Below are 22,494 nucleotides of genomic sequence, written 5' to 3'. Positions count from 1 at the left end.
AGCAGGGAGATTTTTTTTGCCCTGCCGAGGGAGGCTAAGAGCCGTAAACTACCTATGCGCAGCGGCTGCGGCCGAACGCCGAAGGAGCTCGAATACCCATGTCAGAAGGCGAAAAACGCGCCATCCTGGACGATACCGCCATACGCAGAGGCCTGACCCGGATCGCCCATGAAATCGTCGAGAAGAACAAAGGGATCGAAGGCTGCGTGCTGGTCGGCATCCGGACGCGGGGCGTGCATCTGGCCCGGCGCCTGGCCGAGCAGATCCGCGAAATCGAAGGCGCGCCGGTCGCTTGCGGCGAGCTCGACATTACCGGCTACCGCGACGACCGCTCGGCGGAAGGCCAGGCGGGCGCCATCGCGGTGGCCGATGCCGAAGGCCGGCCGGTCGCCATCCATGACAAGCGCGTCATCCTGATCGACGACGTGCTCTACACCGGACGGACGATCCGCGCGGCGATGGACGCCTTGATGGACCAAGGACGTCCCCAGTCGATCCAGCTCGCCGTCCTGCTCGATCGGGGCCATCGGGAGCTGCCGATCCGTCCCGACTACGTGGGCAAGAACGTGCCGACCTCCAAGCAGGAGAGCATCCGCGTCTCCCTTCAGGAAGTGGATGGAGAAGACAACGTCACCATCACCGAGAGACAGGGAGGACGATAACATGACGGCATTGCAGCTGCGGCAAAACAGCCTGCTCGGCCTCAAGGGGATGGGCCGCGAGGAGATCGAGTCGATTCTCTCCCGGGCGTCGCACTGGGAGCGGCAGGAGCAGAAGGTGCAGCCGGTTCTGGCAGGTCGGTTCGTCGCCAACATGTTCTTCGAGAACAGCACGCGCACCCGGTTCAGCTTCGAGGTGGCGGAAAAGCGCCTCGGAGCCGAGGTGCTGAACTTCTCGGCGGCGGCATCGAGCGTGCAGAAGGGCGAGTCGATCTACGACACCGTGCGGACGCTGGAGTCCATGGGCATCGACGCCGGCATCATCCGCCTCAAGCCGGCCGGCGTTCTCCAAGAGCTCGCGGAGCGCATCCAGGTGCCGCTCATCAACGCTGGAGACGGCAACAACGAGCATCCGACGCAGGCGCTGCTCGACCTGTACACGATGCGGCAGCAATTCGGGCAGCTCGCCGGTCTGCGCGTCTCCATCATCGGCGACATCAAGCACAGCCGGGTCGCCCGCTCCAACTACTGGGGGCTGAAGCAGCTCGGAGCGAAGGTCAGCTTCTGCGCTCCGGACAACATGCGGGAGCACGAGCTGGATGTGCCTTACGTCGGCATCGACGAGGCGCTTCAGGCGGACGTCGTCATGATGCTGCGCGTGCAGCTGGAGCGGCATGAGGGCGGCATGATCCGCTCGGCGGAGGAGTACCGCGAGCAGTACGGGCTGACGGCGGAACGGGCGGCTCGCCTGGCGCCGCACGCGATCATCATGCACCCGGCGCCGGTCAATCGCGACGTCGAGATCGACGGCGACCTGGTCGAGCATCCGCAGTCGAGGATCTTTCCGCAGATGCAGAACGGCGTGCCGGTGCGCATGGCGGTCATCGAGCGGGCGCTTCGGGGATAGGCGGCGATCGCCGCGAGGGACAGCAAGCATCACGGACGCAGGCAGGCTGGACAGCAGGCGCCGCGAAAGGGGACGGATCAAGCAATGGCAGCTATAGAATGGATCGTGAACGGACGGATCTGGAACGAGGAGAGCGGCGAGCTGGAAACGAGGCATGTCCGCATCGAGGACGGACGGATCGCCGAGATCAAGGGCGGCGAAGCGCCGGAAGCGTCGGGCGAGGGCGTGCTGGACGCGCGGGGCAAGCTCGTCTCGGCGGGCTTCATCGACATGCACGTGCATCTGCGCGACCCCGGCTTCGAGCATAAGGAGGATATCGTCACCGGCACTGCTTCGGCGGCGGCGGGGGGATTCACGACGATCGCCTGCATGCCGAACACGCGGCCGTCGATCGACACGCCGGAGACGGTGCGCTACGTGCTGGACAAAGCCCGCGAGCAAGGCAACGGCGTCAAGGTGCTGCCTTACGCGGCGATCTCCAAAAACCAGCTCGGACGCGAGCTGACCGACTTCGCGGCGCTGAAAGCGGCCGGCGCGATCGGCTTCACCGACGACGGCGTCGGCGTGCAGCGGGCGCAGATGATGAAGGACGCGATGGAGCTGGCGAAGGCGCTCGACATGCCGATCATCGCCCACTGCGAGGACGACAGCCTGGTCGAAGGGCTGTACGTCTCCGAGGGAAGGTTCGCCCGCGACAACGGCATCAAGGGCATCCCGAACGAGTCCGAGGCGATCCATGTCGGCCGCGACGCGCTGCTGGCCGAGGCGACCGGCGTCCACTACCACGTCTGCCACGTGAGCACCGAGCAGTCGGTTCGCCTGATCCGCCTGGCCAAGTCGGTCGGCGTGAGAATCACCGCCGAGGTCTGTCCGCATCATCTGGTGTTGAGCGACGAGGACATCCCGGGCATGGACTCCAATTGGAAGATGAACCCTCCGCTGCGCACGCCGCGCGACGTCGAGGCGGTCATCCAGGGGCTGGAGGACGGTACGATCGACATGATCGTCACCGACCATGCGCCGCACAGCGCGGAGGAGAAGGCTCGCGGGATGCAGCTCGCGCCGTTCGGCATCGTCGGCTTCGAGACGGCGTTCCCGCTGCTGTACACCGCATTCGTCCGTACGGGCAAATGGTCGCTCGGCTTCCTGCTGAACCGCATGACCCGAATCCCTGCTTCCGTATTCCGCCTCGACTCGGGGCGGCTGGAGGTCGGAGCTCCGGCGGATCTGACCGTCGTCGAGCTGGAGCAGAAGCGCGAGGTCGATCCCTCCGCATTCCTTTCCAAAAGCAGCAACACGCCTTTCGGCGGCTGGAAGCTCTACGGATGGCCGGAAGCCACCGTTGTCGCCGGCAGCGTCGTCTGGTCCCACCAAAGCGCATAAGGAGTGATACGGATGCAAGCAAGACTGATTCTTGAGGACGGAACCGTATTTGCGGGCCAGTCGTTCGGCGCCGAGACGTTCAAGCCCGGCGAGGTCGTATTCAATACAGGCATCACAGGCTACCAGGAGGTGCTCTCCGATCCGTCGTACTGCGGCCAGATCGTGACGATGACGTATCCGCTCATCGGCAACTACGGCATCACCCGCGACGATTTCGAGACGGTGGCGCCGTTCATCCACGGCTTCGCCGTACGCCGCCACGAGCCGATTCCGAGCAACTGGCGCGCCCAGGTGTCGCTCGACTGGCTGCTCAAGGAGCACGGCATCCCGGCGATCAGCGAGATCGACACGCGCATGCTGACCCGCAAGCTGCGCCACTTCGGCACGATGCGCGGCGCCATCACGACGGGCAGCGAGCGCGTCGAGGCGATCGTCGAGCAGCTCACCGGCACGCCGCTGCTGCGCGATCAAGTCGCCCGCACGTCGACGAAGCAGGTGTTCACGAGCCCCGGCTTCGGCGAGCGCATCGTGCTCATCGACTACGGCGCCAAGACCGGCATCCTGCGCGAGCTGACCAAGCGCGGCTGCGACGTCGTCGTCGTGCCGCATGATACATCCGCGGAGACGATCCGCCGCCTGAACCCGGACGGCATCCAGCTGTCCAACGGCCCCGGGGACCCGCAGGACGTGCCGCATGCGGTCGCGACGATCCGCGAGCTGCTCGGCGAGTATCCGATCTTCGGCATCTGCCTCGGCCACCAGCTGTTCGCGCTCGCCTGCGGAGCCGACACGGAGAAGCTCAAGTTCGGCCATCGCGGCGGCAACCATCCGGTCAAGGAGCTGTCCTCGGGACGCTGCTACATCACGAGCCAGAACCACGGCTACACCGTGCCGGAGTCCAGCATCGCCGGCACCGATCTGACCGTGACGCATATCAACAACAACGACAAGACGGTCGAAGGCCTGAAGCATGACCGCTACCCGGCCTTCTCGGTCCAATACCATCCGGAGGCGGCCCCGGGGCCGTTCGATTCCAGCTACCTGTTCGACGAATTCCTGGAGCTGATCCGCACCCATCGCCGCACTAACCCTTCCAAGCCGCGCCAAGCCCAGCTGTCGGAAGCGTCCAAAGGAGAGCTGCTGTATGCCCAGAAATAACCTGCTCAAGAAGATCCTCGTCATCGGCTCCGGCCCGATCGTCATCGGCCAGGCCGCCGAGTTCGACTATGCCGGCACGCAGGCCTGCCAGGCGCTGAAGGAAGAGGGCTACGAGGTCGTCCTCATCAACAGCAACCCGGCGACGATCATGACCGATACGAACATGGCGGACAAAGTGTACATCGAGCCGATCACGCTCGACTTCGTCTCCCAGATCATCCGCCAGGAGCGTCCGGACGGCCTGCTGCCGACGCTCGGCGGCCAGACCGGCCTCAACATGGCGGTCGAGCTGGCGCGCGCCGGCGTGCTGGAGCGCGAGAACGTGCAGCTGCTCGGCACGCAGCTGACGGCGATCGAGAAGGCCGAGGACCGCGACCTGTTCCGCGAGCTCATGCGCGAGCTGGAGCAGCCGGTGCCGGAGAGCGTCATCGTCACGACGGTCCAGGAAGCCGTCGACTTCGCCAACGAGATCGGCTATCCGATCATCGTTCGCCCGGCGTATACGCTCGGCGGCACGGGCGGCGGCATCTGCGCGACCGAGGCGGAGCTGCTGGAGACGGTCGCCTCCGGCATCCGCTACAGCCCGATCGGCCAGTGCCTGATCGAGAAGTCGATCGCCGGCATGAAGGAAGTCGAGTACGAGGTCATGCGCGACGCGAACGACAACTGCATCGTCGTCTGCAACATGGAGAACTTCGATCCGGTCGGCGTGCATACCGGCGACTCCATCGTCGTGGCGCCGAGCCAGACGCTGTCGGACCGCGAGTACCAGATGCTGCGCTCCGCCTCGCTCAAGATCATCCGCGCCTTGAACATCGAGGGCGGCTGCAACGTGCAGTTCGCGCTGGACCCGTTCAGCTTCCAATACTACGTCATCGAGGTCAACCCGCGCGTCAGCCGCTCCTCGGCGCTCGCCTCCAAGGCGACGGGCTACCCGATCGCCAAGATGGCCGCGAAGATCGCTGTCGGCTATACGCTCGACGAGATCGTCAACCCGGTCACGGGCCAGACGTACGCCTGCTTCGAGCCGACGCTCGACTACATCGTATCCAAGATTCCGCGCTGGCCGTTCGACAAGTTCACGAGCGCCAACCGCAAGCTCGGCACGCAGATGAAGGCGACCGGCGAGGTCATGGCGATCGGCCGCACGTTCGAGGAGTCGATGCACAAGGCGATCCGCTCGCTGGAGATCGGCACGCATCGCTTCCATCTCAAGGACGCGCATGAGCTGGGCGACGAGACGCTCCGCACGCGTCTGGCCAAGCCGGACGACGAGCGCATGTTCCTCATCGCCGAGGCGTTCCGCCGCGGCTGGACGCTCGCCGACATCCAGGACCTGACCAAGGTCGACTGGTGGTTCCTCGACAAGATCGAGAGCATCGTGGCCTTCGAGGAAGAGCTTCGCCGCGCGCCCGGCCTGACCAAGGAGCTGCTCTACGCCGCCAAGCGCCGCGGCTTCTCCGACCGCTCCATCGCCGAGCTGCGCCGCGAGGGCAGCCAGCAGACGCTGACGGACGAGCACGCGGTCCGCGCTTTCCGCCTGGAGCAGGGACTGCGTCCGGTCTACAAGATGGTCGACACCTGCGCCGCGGAGTTCGAGGCGAGCACGCCGTACTACTACTCCACCTACGAGGTGGAGAACGAAGTGACCGAGACGGACAAGCAAAAGGTGCTCGTGCTCGGCTCCGGCCCGATCCGCATCGGCCAGGGCATCGAGTTCGACTACTCGACCGTGCATGCCGTCTGGGCGATCCAGAACGCCGGCTACGAAGCCGTCATCATCAACAACAACCCGGAGACGGTCTCGACCGACTTCAGCACCTCCGACCGGCTCTACTTCGAGCCGCTGTTCCTGGAGGACGTGCTGAACGTCATCGAGCAGGAGCAGCCGATCGGCGTCATCGTGCAGTTCGGCGGGCAGACGGCCATCAACCTGGCGGCTCCGCTGGCGAAGGCCGGCGTGCGCATCCTCGGCTCCAGCCTCGAGAGCATCGACACCGCCGAGGACCGCAAGAAGTTCGAGGCGCTGCTGCGCGGCCTCGGCATCGCGCAGCCGGAAGGCAGCACGGTGACGAACCTCGAGGAAGCCATCGTAACCGCCAACCGCCTCAGCTACCCGGTGCTCGTGCGTCCGTCGTACGTCCTCGGCGGCCGCGCGATGGAGATCGTCTACTCCGACGAGGAGCTCGTCGGCTACATGGCCGAGGCGGTCAAGATCAATCCGGAGCATCCGGTGCTGATCGACCGCTACATGCTCGGCAAGGAAGCCGAGGTCGACGCGATCTGCGACGGCGAGACGGTCGTCATCCCGGGCATCATGGAGCATGTCGAGCGCGCGGGCGTCCACTCCGGCGACTCCATCGCGGTGTACCCGCCGCAGTCGCTGTCGGCGGACATCAAGGAGCAGATCGTCGACATCACGATCAAGATCGCCAAGGCGCTGAAGGTCGTCGGCCTGGTCAACATCCAGTTCGTCATCCATAACGACAAGGCGTACGTCATCGAGGTCAACCCGCGCTCCTCGCGCACGGTGCCGTTCCTCAGCAAGGTGACGGGCCTGCCGATGGCCAACCTGGCGACGCGCGCGATCCTCGGCACGAAGCTGGCCGAGCTCGGGCATGTCGACGGCCTCTGGCCGGAGGACAAGTTCGTCAGCGTCAAGGTGCCGGTGTTCAGCTTCGCCAAGCTGCGCCGCGTCGATCCGACGCTGACGCCGGAGATGAAGTCGACGGGCGAGGTCATGGGCCGCGACGAGCAGTACGCCAAGGCGCTGTACAAAGGCCTGATCGGCGCAGGCATGAAGATTCCGCTGCAAGGCTCCATCGTGGCGACCGTGTCCGACAAGGACAAGGCCGAGGCGCTCGAGCTGCTCAAGGGCTTCTACGCGATCGGCTACAAGATCATCGCGACCGGCGGCACGGCCGCCGCGCTCGAGGCCGAGGGCATCGCCGTGCAGCGCGTCAACAAGCTGAGCGAAGGCTCGCCGAACATCCTCGACCTGATCCGCAGCGGGCAAGCCCAGTTCGTCTTCAACACGCTGACGAAGGGCAAGACGCCGGAGCGCGACGGCTTCCGCATCCGCCGCGAGGCGGTCGAGAACGGCGTCGTCTGCATGACGTCGCTCGATACGGTGCGCGCGCTGCTGAACATGCTGCAGACGATCAACTTCAGCTCGAACCCGATGCCGGTCCTGCAATAATTCGATGAAGCACGGCCAGCGCCGACAGCGCGCCGACCGCCGCATCGCCTCCCGAGGCGCTGCCGGCGGCGCGCTCCGGCGGATGGCCTTTCTCTATGCCCGATCGATCGTCTCGTTTAGACCCGAAGGAGGAGCAAGCGATGAGCACAACGGCCCTGAGCCGCGAGCAGGCGGCAGCCAAGGTGATGGTGGCGCTCGACTATCCGGACGCCGCCTCGGCCGAGAAGCTGCTGGAGCAGCTCCAAGGCATTCCGTGTTACATGAAAGTAGGCATGCAGCTCTTTTACGCCGCCGGGCCGGATTTCGTCCGGCAGCTGAAGGAGCGCGGCTATCGCGTCTTCCTCGACGTGAAGATGCATGACATCCCCAACACCGTCAAAGGCGGCGCCGGCAGCATCGCGAAACTGGGCGTCGACATGTTCAACGTCCATGCCGCTGGCGGCCGCGACATGATGGAGGCGGCGATGGACGGCGTCGAGGAAGCGCTCGCCGCCGATCCGGCGCTGCCGCGCCCGACGGTCATCGCCGTCACGCAGCTGACGAGCACGAGCGAGGAGATGCTGAACGACGAGATCGGCATCCCCGGCACGGTCGAGGAGGCGGTCGCCCGCTACGCGCTGCTTGCGATCGCGTCCGGATTGGACGGCGTCGTGGCCTCGCCGCATGAAGTGCAGCTCGTCAAGGATACCTGCGGCCCGTCTTTTCAGACGGTCACGCCGGGCATCCGTCCGTCCGGCTCCGACGTCGGCGACCAGACGCGCATCATGACGCCGCAGGACGCGCTGCGCGCCGGCACGGACTACATGGTGATCGGACGCCCGATCACCCAGGCGGCCGATCCGCGCGCCGCCATCGAATCCATCATCGAGGAGCTGATCCAAGCATGAGCACCGTTCAAGTCGAAAGCCTTCCGCGCGAGATCGCAGCCAAGCTGCTGGACATCGGAGCGGTCGCGCTGCGGCCGGAGGAGCCGTTCACATGGACGAGCGGGCTGAAGTCGCCGATCTACTGCGACAACCGGCTGACGATGTCCTACCCCGACATCCGCGACCTGGTGGCGGAAGGCTTCGCCGCGATCATCCGCGAGAGCTATCCGGACGCCGAGGTCATCGCCGGCACGGCGACGGCGGGCATCCCGCACGCGGCCTGGGTGGCGCACAAGCTGAACCTGCCGATGGCCTACATCCGCGACAAGGCCAAGGGGCACGGCAAGCAGAATCAGATCGAGGGCCGCATCGCGGCGGGCCAGAAGGTCGTCGTCATCGAGGATCTGATCTCGACCGGCGGCAGCTCGATCAAGGCCGCGCAGGCGGTCCGCGAAGCGGGAGCCGAAGTGCAGGCGGTCGTGGCGATCTTCTCGTATCAGTTCGCGAGCGCCGAGAAGGCTTTTGAAGAAGCAGGCGTGCCGCTGCGCACGCTGTCCGGCTACACGACGCTGATCGACGTCGCGGCCGAGCGCGGCATCGTGCAGAGCGGCCAGCTCGCCTCGCTGCAGGCGTGGCGCGAGGATCCGGCCGGCTACGGCAAGTAGATCGGCTGAAGGAGGACGGGACGGCGCATGATGCCGACCGTCCTTTTCGCTGTGAGCAGAAAGCCCGCTGCGCGAGCCGAGCCTTTCAGATTCGGTGGCAGAAAGCCCGCTGCGCGATCCGAGCCTTTCAGATTTGGTGGCAAAAAGCCCGCTGCTCGATCCGAGCCTTTCAGATTTGGTGGCAGAAAGCCCGCTGCTCGAGCCGAGCCTTTCTCCGATTCCACTGGAAGCCGGATGCCCCGATTTCCTGACCTCCTATGTGGAGGCCATCCGTCTTCCAAGAGGACCGCTGCCGCTTCTCCGAAAGGCATCGGCTCGCTCCGCTCTGCCTCGCCCCGCATACTGCCCCTCCCTTTTTAGTAAGGGAGGGATTCGTCAGCAAGCAGGCAAAGCTGCTAATGCTAATCCCCCTTGCTCAAGCACCTCGAGCGTGCAGGAGCGGGAACGAACGAGTTGCGCGGAAAAACCGAGCAACTCTGGGCTACAGGAGGGCGAACAGGAGGAGCTGCGCGGAAAAACCGAGCGACTCGGGGCTACAGGAGGTCGAACAGGAGGAGTTGCGCGGAAAAACCGAGCAACTCGGGGTTACAGGAGGTCGAACAGGACGAGTTGCGCGGAAAAACCGAGCAACTCGGGGCTACAGGAGATCGAACAGGAGGAGCTGCGCGGAAAAACCGAGCGACTCGGGCGTCGCCGTCCTGCGGAACGATCCGTTCCTGTTGCGACACCACGTTATGCAAAGCGCATTATTGCTCCTCCGCTTTCCGCCCACGCAAAGCGGATCGGTACCGATGCCAACGCGGCGCGAGCGGCTTTGGACCGGCTGCGCCAACGCGACAGCGAGGCGAAGATCGCACTCGAGCGATTGCTACAATGCGCCGTCGAATCATGCTATACTAGTGGGAGTGATTATGGATCCGTGTCGATCCGGCTTCAAAAATTTGATGGGTAAGGACGATAAACGTGAGCAATCGACAACAACAAACTGACGTGATCTTGATCGGCGCCGGCATCATGAGCGCCACCCTGGGCGCCTTGCTGAAGGAGCTTGCGCCGGACTGGAACATCAAAGTGTTCGAAAAGCTCGCCTCGGCAGGCGAGGAAAGCTCGAACGAATGGAACAACGCCGGCACCGGCCACTCCTCCCTGTGCGAGCTCAACTACACGACCGAAAAGCCCGACGGCTCGATCGACATCAGCAAGGCGGTCAAAGTAAACGAGGAGTTCCAGGTATCCAAGCAGTTCTGGGCGCATCTGGCGGCCAGCGGCCTCATCCACAATCCTCAGGATTTCATCATGACGCTGCCCCACATGAGCCTCGTGTTCGGGGAGAACAACGTCCGGTTCCTCCGCAAGCGCTTCGAGGCGCTCAAGGACAATCCGCTGTTTCGCGGCATGGAGTACTCCGATCGCCCCGAGCGGCTCCAGCAGTGGATTCCGCTCATCATGGACGGGCGCAAGGTCGACGAGCCGATCGCGGCGACGAAGATCGACTCCGGAACGGACGTCAACTTTGGCGCTTTAACGCGCATGCTGTTCGAGCATCTGCAAAAGCAGGGCGTCGACGTCCGCTACAAGCATCAGGTCGATGATGTGAAGCGCGCGGGCGACGGAAGCTGGGACGTCAAGGTGCGCGACAGCCGCGGAGCGGTCGAGCGCCACAACGCCAAGTTCGTCTTCCTCGGCGGCGGCGGCGGCAGCCTGCATCTGCTTCAGAAGTCCGGCATTCCGGAAGGTCGCGCCATCGGCGGCTTCCCGATCAGTGGGATCTTCATGGTATGCCAAAAGCCGGAGGTCGTCTCCCGGCATCATGCCAAGGTGTACGGCAAGGCCGCCGTCGGCGCGCCGCCGATGTCGGTGCCGCATCTCGACAAGCGCTACATCGAGGGCAAGGAAATGCTCTTCTTCGGTCCGTTCGCCGGCTTCTCGCCGAAGTTCCTCAAGAACGGTTCCATGCTCGATCTGATTACGTCCGTAAAGCCGAACAATCTGGTGACGATGCTCGCTTCCGGCGCCAAGAACGTTCCGCTCGTGAAGTATCTAATCAAGGAGCTGTCGCTGTCCAAGGAACAACGCATGAACGCGCTGCGCGAGTTCGTGCCGGACGCCAAGAGCGACGATTGGGATCTTGTCGTAGCCGGACAGCGCGTGCAGGTCATCAAGGACACGCCGGCGGGCAAAGGCATCCTGCAGTTCGGCACGGAGGTCGTCAGCGCGGCCGACGGCTCGATCGCGGCGCTGCTCGGAGCTTCGCCGGGAGCATCCACCGCCGTATCCGTCATGCTCGAGGTCATCGAGAAGTGCTTCCCGCAGCAGCTCAAGGCTTGGGAGCCCAAAATCAAGGAAATGATTCCTTCCTATGGCGTCAAGCTGCTCGATCATCCGCAGCTGATCGCGCAGATCGAAGCCAAGGCGGCCAAGGCGCTCCAGCTCAAGGAGCTGCATCCGGCCAAATAAGCCCAAAAGCATCCCCGGAACCGACCCGATCGGTTCCGGGGATTTTTTCATTTTTTCCCAATCTGCTCCTGACACATGCTATGATAGGCAGGTTGAAGGAGGAGATCGACATGCTAGCTTGGGTCAAGCGCCGTCCATGGACGGCTGCGGCGGCGGCGGTCGTGCTGATTGCGGCGAGCTGGACGGGAAATCTGCTCTATCGCGGCACGCAGCTGTTGGATGAGCCTTATTTTTTTGCTCAGGATCAGCTCGTCTATCCGGGCACCAACCAGATCTACCTTTCCTACTTGGAAAATCGCCGGGAGCGAAGTCCCGTCCTGTTCGTGCAATGGAACGAGCGGCCCGATATCCCCCTTGCGCTGATCGAGAAAATGGACTTCCGGTACCAGCGCCAGATGGCAGCTTATGCCAGCTTGGACATGGATGAAAAGGCCTATCGCCAGCTCAAGGAGCCGCTGCCGATGACGCTGACCGTGCGCTACCGCGATGGCACCGTCAAGCGGATTCAGGCCGGCACGCTGCGCAAGCGCGTGGAATCGGGCATGCAAGTCAAGCAGCGTGGCGGCTCGACGTTCAACGGCTCCTTAAGCGGCGCAGCCGCATGCGCATGCACGCTTGAAAAAATCGAGGTCGTGCCTTCCGAGCTGGGAAGCACGATCCGTTTGAAGCCTTATGGCTTCGGGGGCAAATCGCTGCAGCCGCCGGCTTCGCTCACGAAAGGGGAGACGATCGGGATCGACTGGACGCTCGCGCCTGACGGCGGAAGCAGCCTGCGCGGAGCCCGATACTATGAGATCGGCCTGGAGCTGACGTTCCGGACTGAGGACGGCCGAAGCATCCGGCAGCGGGAGCCGCTCACTTATCCGTCGATGCCGATCGACGAGGAAGATTTGACGGAACTCGTGCGCGAGCTTCGAAAAGACGGCAAGCAGCAGCCGGGCACGGGAGGAGCTTCCGATGAATGAATCCTGGCGCATGCCGCTGCGCCGTATCGGCTGGGGCCTCGTCCTCGTGCTGCTTGACGTGCGGATCGCGGGCATCGACTGGCTGCCGGATTTCATCGGCTACATGATGGCGGCATCGGGATCGATGCGGCTCGGGAGCGAGTTCGCCGCCCTTCGCCGCGCCGGGCGGCTAGCCGGGCTGCTGGCGGCCGTCTCGCTTCCGGGCATTCTCATGCCGTATACGGTGGGCTTGACGGAGGGAATCTCGCAGCTGCCGATATCGGTCCAGCTGTACGGACAGCTGCTGATGGCGCTCCATGCGGCGCTTATCGTGCTGCTCTGCACGGGACTGAGGCAGGCGGCGGCCGCGGCGAAAGCCAGGGACATCCAGCAGGAAGCCGTCGGCAGGCGGACGTTCTACGCCGTGCTCGCCTTCGCCCTGCTGCTGTTCTATCCGTTCCAATTCAATCTCGAGGAGACGGTTTGGTGGGGCTGGTACGCAGGGGGCGTCGTCCTGCTCGGCATCGCCGAGCTGCTCGCGCTGCGGCTGCCGTTCCGCTTGTCCCGCGTGCGCCGATCCAGAGCTCCAAAGGAGGCTTCATCATCCCGATGAACATTCGCTTGCGAGACAACAAAGAGCCGCTGCCGATGGAGCTGCTGCTGCTGGCCGACCCGTCGGCCGAGATGGTCGCTTCCTACGCGGAGCGCGGCGAATGCTGGCTGCTGGCCGAGGACGGCGGTCCGCCGATCGGAGCGTATGTGCTGCTGCCGACGAGGCCGGCGACGCTGGAGCTCGTCAACGTGGCGGTCGCCGAGGAGCGGCAAGGCCGGGGCCTCGGCAAGCGGCTCGTGCTGCATGCGATCGAGCGCTCCTGCGGGCTGGGGGCGGCGACGCTCGAGGTCGGCACGGGCAACTCCAGCATCGGCCAGCTCGCGCTCTATCAGCGCTGCGGCTTCCGCATCGCGGGCGTCGACCGTGATTTTTTCCTGCGCCACTATGACGAGCCGATCGTGGAGAACGGAATTCCGTGCGTCGACATGATCCGGCTGTCGATGGATCTGCCCCGCTCCGGCGCGGGCGCCGGGACTTCCGGCCCCGGTTCATTTTCCGATAGACAAGCCGGCATCGACCCCAGATAATAGAAAAGAAGTCTTCCATAGGCGAAGCTTACATGAATGAGGTCAGGGGAATGCCATCATGAAGAATTGGAAAGGACTCGCGGCCACGGCCGTTGCAGCCGCCGTCATCGCGACGAGCCTCGGAGCAGCGGCCGGTCCGGCGGCAGCCGCCGCCAAGCCGGCGATCAGCGTCGTCCTGAACGGCAAGGCGCAGAAGTACGACCAGCCGCCCGTCATCGTGAACGGCTCGACGCTCGTGCCGATGCGCGGCATCTTCGAGGGCTTGGGAGCCAAAGTGTCCGTCAGCGGCAAGCAGATCACCGCGACGAAGGGCTTCACGACGATCGTGCACACGATCGGCCAGAACTGGGCGCTCGTCGACGGCCAGAAGGTCGAGCTGTCGCAGCCGTCGCTCGTGCTCAAGGGACGCACGCTCGTGCCGCTGCGCTTCATCGGCGAGGCGCTCGACAGCAAGGTCGGCTGGAACGCCGCCAAGCAGCAGGTGACGGTCGCTCCGCTCCAAGGCGCCGAGCTGCAGGCGCGCTGGGCAGACAAGGCCAACAACTTCGCCTGGGCCGGCAAGCTGGACAAGCTCAAGGCGATGCTCGCCGCAGGCTGGAAGCCGGCGCTCAGCGAGCAGGCGTTCATTACGGGCGTCTTCACCAAGAACAAGGACATCGTCAAGCTGTTCCTCGACAACGGAGCTGACGTCAACCTGATCGTGACGATGGAGGAAGGCGACGCCCTCGCCCTCGTGGAAGCGGCGACCCTGCCGTACCGCGAGACGGCGGACGGAGATTATCCGGCTACGACGGAAGCATCCGATCTGGAGCTCCTGCGGCTGCTGCTCGCCGCCAAGCCCGATATCGCCGGACTCGAGCAGGAGAACGGCAGCCTGATGTGGACGGCGATCCAGACCGGGCGGCTGGACATCGCCAAGGAGCTGCTGGCCGCCGGCGCGAGCGCCAAGTCCGACGGCAAGCAGCAGTTCCCGGCCCCCCTCGCCGCCGCCGCCGGCTACGTCGGCCCGGACGGCAGCCGCGCATATGCCATGATGGAGCTGCTGCTCAAGAACGGCGCCGATCCGAACGACTGCAACTGCGACGTGAAGGAAAGCTACACGCCGCTGGAGCTCACGAGCGGCATGCTGTACGATGCCGAGGATGACGGAATCGCCTACAAGCCGGAAGCCCGCGCCGTCGAGCTGCTCCTCCAATACGGCGCCGATCCGAAGCGGGACCACGCGCTGTACGAAGCGGTCGACGCCGAAGCGCTGGACATCGTCAAGCTGCTGCTCGCCAAGGGCGCCGACCCGAACAAGACCAATCCGTCTACGAGCAAATCGCCGCTGCAGTATGCCAAGGAGCTCGGCAACGCCGAGCTGACCGCGCTGCTGCAGGCGACGGCAAGCGTTTAGGCCTAGGGTCAGCCCGTCCGCTCGTCGGACGGGCTTTTTTACGAGGACTGAAGGAGAGGCAGAGGATGAATCGAGAGGAAACGATCCACGCCGCCGCGCGCTTGCGCGGCGAAGGCCGGGGCGAGGAAGCGCTGCGGCTGCTGAAGGAGCTGGCGGACGACGCTGCGGACGACGCCGAGCTGGAGTATCAGCTCGCTTGGACGCATGATTCGCTTGGACTGGAGCGGGAGGCCGTGCCGCATTACGAGCGGGCGCTCTCCCTCGGACTGGGGCCGGAGGACGACGCGGGGGCGAGGCTGGGACTCGGCAGCACGCTGCGGACGCTGGGACGCTATGCCGAGGCGCGGGAGCTGCTGGAGGCGTCGGCGCAGCGCTACCCGGAGCGGGCGGAGTTTCGCGTGTTTCTGGCGATGGCGCTGTACAACGAAGGCGATGCGGCCCGCGCGATGGAGCTGCTGCTGCGCGAGCTGGCGGACAGCAGCTCCGCCGCCGGCGTGCAGGAGTATGCGCGGGCGATCCGCTTCTACGCGGATAAGCTCGACCAGGTTTGGTAAAAAAAGCCTTTACCAAACCTTCCCTTCCGTGTAAGATGAATCATCAAACGGAAGGGTTTCTAGGGATCCGGGAAGCGGCCGCGCCGATGCGGCCCTCTTCGACCGAACCGAGCGAGACCGGCGCGGCGCCATAGGCCGCGTACACCGTAAGGGATAAAAGACCTTCGGAAAGTTCCGCCTGCACGCCTGTGCCGGCCGGCTTTCCGAAGGTCTTTTTGCCGATCCGGCCGAGGCCGGAAAGGAGCGGCTCCGGACGGCACGCGGCCCTGCATGGACAGCAAGGACGAAGGGAGCGGAGAGCATGAACGTATTGGAGACGAAGGGACTGCGGAAGACGTTCCGCGTCAAGCGCAAGGAGCCGGGATTCGCGGCGAGCCTCCGCTCGCTGTGGTCGCCGAGATGGAGCGAGAAGGAAGCGGTGTCGGGCATCGATCTGGCGGTGGAGGAAGGGGAGACGATCGCCTTTCTCGGTCCGAACGGAGCCGGCAAGTCGACGACGATCAAGATGCTGACCGGCATCCTGCATCCGAGCGGGGGCGAGGCGACGGTGCTCGGGCATGTGCCGTGGCAGGAGCGCAAGCAGCTCGCCTATCGGATCGGCACCGTCTTCGGGCAGAAGTCGCAGCTGTGGTACCACCTGCCGCCGAGCGACACGTTCGAGCTGATGAGCCGCATCTACGAGCTCGACCGGGACGACTATCGCCGCAGGCGCGACTCGCTGATCGAGCGCTTCGAGCTCGGGCCGTACCTCGATACCGCCGTGCGGCGGCTGTCGCTGGGCGAAAGGATGCGCTGCGAGATCGCCTGCTCGTTCCTGCACCGGCCGCGGCTGCTGTTCCTCGATGAGCCGACGATCGGGCTTGACGCGATGATCAAGGAGCGGATCCGCGAGCTGATCGCGGAGCTCAACCGCGAGGAGGGGACGACGGTGTTCCTGACGTCCCATGACGCGGGCGACATCGAGCGGCTGTGCCGGCGCGCGGTCGTCATCCATCACGGCGGCATCATGGTCGACGGCTCCGTGCAGCGGCTGAAGCGCGACATCCTCCGCTACAAGACGGTCGCCGTGCGGCTGGCCGAGTCGTCTCCGCCCGCCGATGCGCTGCCGCTGCCTCCCGGCGTGCGGCGGCTGCCGGCCGACGCCGGCCAGCTGCGGCTGTCGGTCGACCTGACGGCGACCGGCGTCGAGCAGGTGCTGCAGGGGCTGCTGTCGGCGCTCGCGATCGCGGACGTGACGATCGAGGACCCGCCGATGGAAGAGGTCATCAAGACGCTGTTCGCCCGCAGCCGCGACGAAGGCATGGCCGCGCGAGAGGAGGAGGAGCCATGATCGCCGCCAAAAGCGCGAAGTACGCCGCCGTCGTCCGCATCACGCTCAAGCAGCAGACCGCCTACCGGATGGATTTCCTCATGCGCTCGGTGTTCCTGCTGCTTATCCTCTACGTGTTCATGCAGCTCTGGTCGGCGGCGTACAGCGGCCAGGGGGAGGGGGCGGAGATCGCCGGGTTCCGGCTGAAGGACATCATCTGGTACCTCGTGCTGACGGAGGCGTTCACGATGGCGTTCCCGCAGCTGTGCACGCGCATCGAGGAGGAGGTCAAGAGCGGCGGCATCGCCGTCCGCCTGCTGACGCCGATCTCGTACGCCGGCTACCAGTACGCCTCTTATCTGGGGGAGGCCGCGCTGCGGTTCGTCATCAATCTGGCCTGCGGCAGCCTCATCGGCTGGATGCTCGTCGGCCCGCCGGAGCTCGGAGCCGGCTGGTCGGCGATCGCGGTGCTCGGGCTCGGCAGCTTCACGCTGGCCTTCCTGCTCAACCTGTCGATCGCGCTCTGCGCCTTTTGGGTGGAGGAGACGCGGGGACTGGAGTTCATCCTGCAAAAGCTGCAGTTCACCGTCGGCGGCATGCTCATCCCGCTCGACCTGATGCCGCACTGGCTGCAGCAGGCTTGCGCCTGGCTGCCGTTCCAGGCGGTGCTGTACTTCCCGGCCAAGTCGGCCGTCAGCGGCGGAGCCGAGCTGGGCGCCTATCTGGCGCAGCAGCTCGGATGGATCGCCGTCATGGCGGCGCTGTGCGCCTGGATCTATTCGCGGGGCATAAGGAGGCTGAACGTCAATGGAGGCTGAACGCAATCTGCCCGAGCGGCCGGCGGCCGCCTCGTCCCCGCTTGCAGCGGAGAGGCGCAAAGGAACGTTCTGGCGAGGCACGCTGCCGTTCCTGCTCACCTGCTGGAAGCTGAACCTCGCCGGCGCGATGGAGTTCCGGCTGAGCTTCCTCATGACCGCCGGCATGATGTTCCTGAACAACGTCATCTGGCTGCTGTTCTGGGGCATCTTCTTCGACCGCTTCCCGGATGTCGCCGGCTGGGAGCTCAAGGACGTCATGCTGCTCTGGGCGGTCAGCGCCGGCGGCTTCGGCTGGGCGAGCGTGCTGCTCGGCAACTTCACGCGCATCGCCTATCTGACGGCCAACGGAGAGCTGGACGTCTATATGACCCAGCCCAAGCCGCTGCTGCTGAACGTGCTGGCGAGCCGCATGTCGCTGACGGCGATCGGCGATTTCCTGTTCGGCGCAGCGATCTTTGCGTACGTCGGCGACCACAGCTGGAAAGGGCTGGCGTTTTTCCTGCTCGCGCTGCTGATGTCCGGGCTGTTCTTCCTGTTCTTCACGCTCGCGGCCGGCTCGCTGGCGTTTTTCATCGGCAACGCCGAAGGCATCGCCTTCCAGCTGTTCAACAGCTACCTCGCGTTCACGACCTACCCGGCGGACATCTTCAAGGGGCTCGGGCGGCTGCTGCTGTTCACGATTCTCCCGGCCGGCTTCATCAGCTACATGCCGATCGGCCTGCTGCGCGGCTGGGACGGCAGCTTCATGGCCGCGGCGGCAGGCATGCTGCTGCTGCTGGCGGCGCTGTCGCTCGGCCTGTTCTATGCGGGCCTGCGGCGCTACAGCTCGGGCAATCGGATGGCGATGAGGAGCTGATGTCCAGCCAGCCGGATGCCTACAGCCAGCCGGAGTAGAACTTCTCGTAGCCCGCCTTCATGACGCGTCCGCCGAAGCGGCTGAACGCCTGGTCGCGGTTGTCCTCGGACACCCTTCGCGGATGCGCGGCCGCCATGTTCAGCAGCTCGAACCAGTTGGACTCGCTGCCGGCGAACGTATGCGTCGAGGCGATATGCCCGTAGCAGGGGTGCTCCGGCTTGACGACGAGCTTGCCCATCGCCATCGCTTCCGCGAGCGGCATCGAGAACGTGTCGAAGCGGCTGCTGCTCCAGTACACCTTGGCGGAATTCATCAGCTCGAACACCTCGTCCCGCGTCAGCGCGAACTTCAGCGTCACGTTGGACGGGATGTCGTAGCGCTTCATGCTCTCGCGGTAGCGGAGGCCGCCCATCGCCATCACGACGTCCTTGTCCGGATTGCGGCGCGCGTACTCGAGCGGCAGGTCGGGACGGCGGTTCGGCTCGTCGCGCCCGATCCACAGGATGCGGTTCTCCACCACCTGCGACGGATCGTAATGGCGCTCGGCGAGCTCTTCCTCGAAGCCGATCGGGATGACGTCCACGTCCGTGACGCCCCAATCGGTCCGGAACAGCCCCTTCAAGTAGTCCGTATGTACGACCGCCTTGTCCACGATCGAGTAGAACGGCTTCATCATCTCGTATCCCGTCAGGTCGGGATGCGGATAGCTGTGCGGGAACAGCACGGCCTTGTCGCGGAACATCTTGAGAAAGGTGAACCCGGATACCGTGTAGATGACATGCTCGATCCGCTCCCGGTCGAGCTGCTCCAGCACGAGGTCGTAGTTGACGAGATCGCCTTTTTCGTACTCGTAGCCCGGCGCCTGGTCGTACCCGCTCACATGGCGGTCCGGCGCGACGAAGACGATCTCCACGCCGAGCTCGCGGCTGAGCGCCTGCAGCCTTTCGGCGTAGATGCGGGGGCCTTGCGCCTCCGCGAACTGAATTTTTCTCATGACGAGACCGACTTTCGTCACCGTCGATTCCTCCTTCGGATGGTCCATGCTTCTGCTAGTATACTCGACCGGCCCGATCGAGGGTATAGAGGAGGGAGGAGAACGGCCGCGCGGGGAGAACAGGCTAGTGAACCGCACGGACGAATCAGGACTGGAGAGGAGCATCTGCCATGGAAAAGATCGAGCTTTGGCCGCAAGGAGCGCCGGGCGCGCTCGGCACGGAAGAGGAGGACCGGCCGCATCTGCTGCGCTTTCCCGCGGCCGGAACGGAAACGAGAGGGGCCGTCATCGTCTGCCCCGGAGGCGGCTACGCGATGCGCGCCGGGCACGAAGCCGAGCCGGTCGCGGCCTGGTACCGGGAACGCGGCTTCCACGCGTTCGTCCTGCATTATCGCGTCGCTCCGTACGCCTATCCGAGCGCGCTGGAGGACGCCCAGCAGGCGATCCGCCTCGTGCGGCTGCACGCGCAGGAGTGGGGCGTCGATCCCGATCGGATCGCGCTGCTCGGCTTTTCGGCCGGCGGACATGTGGCGGCGAGCGCCGGCACGCTCGGCAATGACGGCGATCCGCTGTCGGAGGACCCGATCCGGCGGATCGGATGCCGCCCGGACGCGCTGCTGCTGTGCTATCCCGTCATCAGCATGCGGCCGGAGCTGACGCACGGCGGATCGCGGCGCAGCCTGCTCGGCGAGCAGCCCGATCCGGAGCTGGAGGCGCTGCTGAGCGCGGACGAGCAGGTCGGCCCGGATACGCCGCCGGCGTTCCTGTGGCATACGGCGGAGGATGAAGGCGTTACGGCTCGGAACAGCCTTCGGTTCGCCATGGCGCTGGCGGAGCACGGCGTTCCTTATGACCTGCATGTGTATCAGCGCGGAGGGCACGGCATCGGCATGGCGGCGGGCGACCGCCGCGCCGGCGGCTGGCTGGAGCTGTCCGCCAGCTGGCTGGACGATCTCGGCTGGCCAAGCAAGCCGGATTGACGACGGATATTAAATTTTATACAATTTAATTGAAGCGATGAACAGGAGGCGAGGCCGATGTCGATCTATGAGATTCCGGTGCAAAAGGCGAGCGGGGAAAGCGTGACGCTCGAGCCCTATCGGGGCAAGGTGATGCTGATCGTCAATACGGCGACGAAGTGCGGGCTGGCGCCGCAGTTCGACGGGCTGGAGAAGCTGCATCAGACGTACAAGGACGAGGGACTGGCCGTGCTCGGCTTTCCGTGCGGCCAGTTCGCCAATCAGGAGCCCGGAGGCAACGACCAGATCCAGGAGGCATGCCGCATCAACTTCGGCGTCACGTTCCCGCTGTACGCCAAGGTCGACGTCAACGGCGACGGCGCGCATCCGCTGTTCCGGCATCTGACGAGCGAGGCCAAAGGCTTTCTCGGCACCAAGGCGATCAAATGGAACTTCACGAAGTTCCTCGTCGACAAGGATGGCCGCGTCGTGCAGCGCTTCGCGCCGACCGACAAGCCGGAAAAGATCGAGAGCCATATCCGGCGGCTGCTCGGAGCCGGCGCCGCGGTGTAGGCTCCGCCGAAAGGCCGTCCGCCCGCTCCCTTTTGGGGGCGGGCTTTTCTACCTGCTTTCCCCTCTCTGTGATAGACTGGATACGACCCAGATCCAAGGAGGAACAAGCATGCTACGTATCGGAATCATCGGCTCCAACTTCATCACGGAATCGTTCATCGACGCGGCTCGGCACGTGGACGGCCTGCAGCTCGCGGCGCATTATTCGCGGAGCGCCGAGAGGGGAGCGGCGTTCGCGGACAAGCACGGCATCCTGCGCCGGTTCACGGATCTCGAGGAAATGGCGGCGAGCGGCGAGCTGGACGCCGTCTACATCGCCAGCCCGAACGCGCTGCATGCGGAGCAGGCCATCCTCTTCATGAAGCGCGGCAAACATGTGCTGTGCGAAAAGCCGATCGCCTCCAACAGCCGCGAGCTGCTGGAGATGATCGACGCTTCCAGGCAGCACGGCGTGCTGCTGCTCGAAGCGATGAAGTCGACGTTCCTGCCGAACTTCGCCGCGATTCGGGACAACCTCCACCGGCTGGGCGAGGTTCGGCAGTACTTTGCCTCGTTCTGCCAGTATTCCTCCCGCTATGACCGCTACAAGGAGGGCGAGGTGCTGAACGCCTTCAAGCCGGAGCTGTCCAACGGCTCGCTGATGGATATCGGCGTGTACTGCCTGTACCCGCTCGTGGCGCTGTTCGGCAAGCCGCAGACCGTGCAGGCGAGCGCGGTCATGCTGGAGTCCGGCGTGGACGGCCGGGGCAGCCTGCTGCTCGGCTATCCCGGGATGGAGGCGCTGATCGCGCACTCCAAGATCAGCGATTCGTCGCTGCCGGCGGAGATTCAGGGCGAGCAGGGCGTCATGCGCATCGAGCGCATCAGCCAGCCGGCGTCCGTACGCCTGCAGCTCCGGGGCGGAGCGGAAGAGGATTTGAGCCGTCCGCAGGCGGCCAACACGATGCAGTACGAGATCGAGGCGTTCGTGCGCCTGATCGCCGAAGGCCGGACGGAGTCGGACGTCAACACGTTCGAGCTGTCGCTGGCGGTCATGGAGGTCATGGACGAGGCTCGCCGCCAGATCGGGCTCGAGTTCCCGGCGGACCGATCGCGCGAGGCAGGCAGGATAAGGAACGAGGGATAATCGGTAACGGATTAGCCCTAGCGGGAGAGGCTGTTTTCAGGCCGGCCATGCGCCGGATGAGGACAGCTTCTTTTTTGTTGCCGGACATTGGCGGGTGCGACTTGGGCGCTGGGCGAGCCGGGCCAATCTGGAGGAACAGGCCGCAGGCGAGCCGAGCCAGGCCTATCTGGACGAGCAGTCCGCAGGGAGAGCTAAGCCTTACTGGACGACCAGGCCGCAGGGCGAGCTGAGCCTTACTGGACGACCAGGCCGCAGAGCGAGCCGGGCCTATCTGGACGAGCAGGCCGCCGGGCGAGCCAGGCCTCTCTGGACGAACAGGTCGCTGGGCGAGCCGGGCCTCTCTCCGTTTCCACTGGAAGCCAGATGCCTGGATTGCCTAACCTCCTATTCGGAGGGCGTCTGTCTTCCAAGAGGACCGCTGTCGCTTCTCCGAAAGGCATCGACTCGCTCCGCTCCTTTCATCCCATCGCCCTCTGCTCCACTCCTTTCGTCCACCGCCCATTGCTCCGCTCCTTTCATCCCATCGTCCTC

The 22,494-nt window shown here is 65.0% G+C and carries 20 protein-coding genes; 19 read left to right on the top strand and 1 reads right to left on the bottom strand.

Features of this window, described 5'->3' with window-relative positions; translation table 11 throughout:
• Positions 1 to 98 precede the first annotated feature (98 nt).
• The 16 genes from pyrR to HGI30_RS13410 all read left to right on the top strand — a co-directional run bounded on the left by pyrR (position 99) and on the right by HGI30_RS13410 (position 18,311).
• On the top strand, positions 99 to 662 hold the full coding sequence (pyrR, locus tag HGI30_RS13485; RefSeq protein WP_168908030.1) for a bifunctional pyr operon transcriptional regulator/uracil phosphoribosyltransferase PyrR: 564 nt from the start codon (positions 99 to 101) through the stop codon (positions 660 to 662).
• A gap of 1 nt (position 663) precedes the next feature.
• On the top strand, positions 664 to 1,566 hold the full coding sequence (locus HGI30_RS13480; RefSeq protein WP_168908029.1) for an aspartate carbamoyltransferase catalytic subunit: 903 nt from the start codon (positions 664 to 666) through the stop codon (positions 1,564 to 1,566).
• Between the two features lie 84 nt (positions 1,567 to 1,650).
• On the top strand, positions 1,651 to 2,949 hold the full coding sequence (locus HGI30_RS13475; protein WP_168908028.1) for a dihydroorotase: 1,299 nt from the start codon (positions 1,651 to 1,653) through the stop codon (positions 2,947 to 2,949).
• A 12-nt stretch (positions 2,950 to 2,961) separates the two neighbouring features.
• Entirely contained in the window at positions 2,962 to 4,107 is a 1,146-nt protein-coding gene (locus HGI30_RS13470; protein WP_168908027.1) for a carbamoyl phosphate synthase small subunit, read from the top strand.
• On the top strand, positions 4,094 to 7,306 hold the full coding sequence (gene carB, locus HGI30_RS13465; protein ID WP_168908026.1) for a carbamoyl-phosphate synthase large subunit: 3,213 nt from the start codon (positions 4,094 to 4,096) through the stop codon (positions 7,304 to 7,306). Before HGI30_RS13470 ends, carB begins: the two co-directional genes overlap by 14 nt.
• Positions 7,307 to 7,446: 140 nt before the next feature.
• Entirely contained in the window at positions 7,447 to 8,193 is a 747-nt protein-coding gene (gene pyrF, locus HGI30_RS13460) for an orotidine-5'-phosphate decarboxylase (RefSeq protein ID WP_168908025.1), read from the top strand.
• On the top strand, positions 8,190 to 8,837 hold the full coding sequence (gene pyrE / locus HGI30_RS13455; protein WP_168908024.1) for an orotate phosphoribosyltransferase: 648 nt from the start codon (positions 8,190 to 8,192) through the stop codon (positions 8,835 to 8,837). The genes pyrF and pyrE overlap by 4 nt, the downstream gene beginning before the upstream one ends.
• A gap of 963 nt (positions 8,838 to 9,800) precedes the next feature.
• Positions 9,801 to 11,294 carry a malate:quinone oxidoreductase gene (locus tag HGI30_RS13450; RefSeq protein WP_168908023.1) on the top strand — a complete coding sequence of 498 codons (1,494 nt, stop codon included), beginning with the start codon at positions 9,801 to 9,803 and terminating at the stop codon, positions 11,292 to 11,294.
• Between the two features lie 110 nt (positions 11,295 to 11,404).
• Positions 11,405 to 12,259, top strand: a complete 855-nt coding sequence (locus tag HGI30_RS13445) for a hypothetical protein (protein WP_168908022.1) — start codon at positions 11,405 to 11,407, stop codon at positions 12,257 to 12,259.
• The gene (locus HGI30_RS13440; protein ID WP_168908021.1) at positions 12,252 to 12,851 is read left to right on the top strand and encodes a hypothetical protein; all 600 of its coding nucleotides are present in this window, start codon (positions 12,252 to 12,254) and stop codon (positions 12,849 to 12,851) included. The genes HGI30_RS13445 and HGI30_RS13440 overlap by 8 nt, the downstream gene beginning before the upstream one ends.
• On the top strand, positions 12,848 to 13,378 hold the full coding sequence (locus tag HGI30_RS13435) for a GNAT family N-acetyltransferase (protein WP_168908020.1): 531 nt from the start codon (positions 12,848 to 12,850) through the stop codon (positions 13,376 to 13,378). Before HGI30_RS13440 ends, HGI30_RS13435 begins: the two co-directional genes overlap by 4 nt.
• 58 nt (positions 13,379 to 13,436) lie before the next feature.
• A complete protein-coding gene (locus HGI30_RS13430; RefSeq protein WP_168908019.1) occupies positions 13,437 to 14,774 on the top strand; it encodes a stalk domain-containing protein in 1,338 nt (445 codons plus the stop codon).
• The gene (locus tag HGI30_RS13425) at positions 14,699 to 15,328 is read left to right on the top strand and encodes a tetratricopeptide repeat protein (RefSeq protein ID WP_328805286.1); all 630 of its coding nucleotides are present in this window, start codon (positions 14,699 to 14,701) and stop codon (positions 15,326 to 15,328) included. The genes HGI30_RS13430 and HGI30_RS13425 overlap by 76 nt, the downstream gene beginning before the upstream one ends.
• A 301-nt stretch (positions 15,329 to 15,629) precedes the next feature.
• Positions 15,630 to 16,658, top strand: coding sequence for an ABC transporter ATP-binding protein (locus tag HGI30_RS13420; protein WP_168908017.1), 1,029 nt, complete (start codon positions 15,630 to 15,632; stop codon positions 16,656 to 16,658).
• On the top strand, positions 16,655 to 17,455 hold the full coding sequence (locus HGI30_RS13415; RefSeq protein ID WP_235680127.1) for an ABC transporter permease: 801 nt from the start codon (positions 16,655 to 16,657) through the stop codon (positions 17,453 to 17,455). The genes HGI30_RS13420 and HGI30_RS13415 overlap by 4 nt, the downstream gene beginning before the upstream one ends.
• Complete coding sequence (locus HGI30_RS13410; protein WP_168908016.1) at positions 17,445 to 18,311, top strand: ABC transporter permease; 867 nt, start codon at positions 17,445 to 17,447, stop codon at positions 18,309 to 18,311. Before HGI30_RS13415 ends, HGI30_RS13410 begins: the two co-directional genes overlap by 11 nt.
• A gap of 19 nt (positions 18,312 to 18,330) precedes the next feature.
• Here HGI30_RS13410 and HGI30_RS13405 read toward each other — a convergent pair whose 3' ends face one another.
• Positions 18,331 to 19,326, bottom strand: coding sequence for a glycosyltransferase (locus HGI30_RS13405; protein WP_168908015.1), 996 nt, complete (start codon positions 19,324 to 19,326; stop codon positions 18,331 to 18,333).
• Between the two features lie 149 nt (positions 19,327 to 19,475).
• Here HGI30_RS13405 and HGI30_RS13400 point away from each other — a divergent pair, with 149 nt between their 5' ends.
• The 3 genes from HGI30_RS13400 to HGI30_RS13390 all read left to right on the top strand — a co-directional run bounded on the left by HGI30_RS13400 (position 19,476) and on the right by HGI30_RS13390 (position 21,963).
• Complete coding sequence (locus HGI30_RS13400; RefSeq protein WP_168908014.1) at positions 19,476 to 20,285, top strand: alpha/beta hydrolase; 810 nt, start codon at positions 19,476 to 19,478, stop codon at positions 20,283 to 20,285.
• A gap of 57 nt (positions 20,286 to 20,342) precedes the next feature.
• Positions 20,343 to 20,837 carry a glutathione peroxidase gene (locus HGI30_RS13395; protein WP_168908013.1) on the top strand — a complete coding sequence of 165 codons (495 nt, stop codon included), beginning with the start codon at positions 20,343 to 20,345 and terminating at the stop codon, positions 20,835 to 20,837.
• A gap of 109 nt (positions 20,838 to 20,946) precedes the next feature.
• Positions 20,947 to 21,963: a Gfo/Idh/MocA family protein gene (locus HGI30_RS13390; RefSeq protein WP_168908012.1), complete on the top strand. Its 1,017-nt coding sequence runs from the start codon at positions 20,947 to 20,949 to the stop codon at positions 21,961 to 21,963.
• The last annotated feature ends 531 nt before the right edge of the window (positions 21,964 to 22,494 follow it).

Source organism: Paenibacillus albicereus (assembly GCF_012676905.1).
In the GTDB taxonomy this organism is placed as follows: Bacteria; Bacillota; Bacilli; order Paenibacillales; family Paenibacillaceae; genus Paenibacillus_O; species Paenibacillus_O albicereus.
This window is presented reverse-complemented; position numbering and strand designations above follow the sequence as displayed.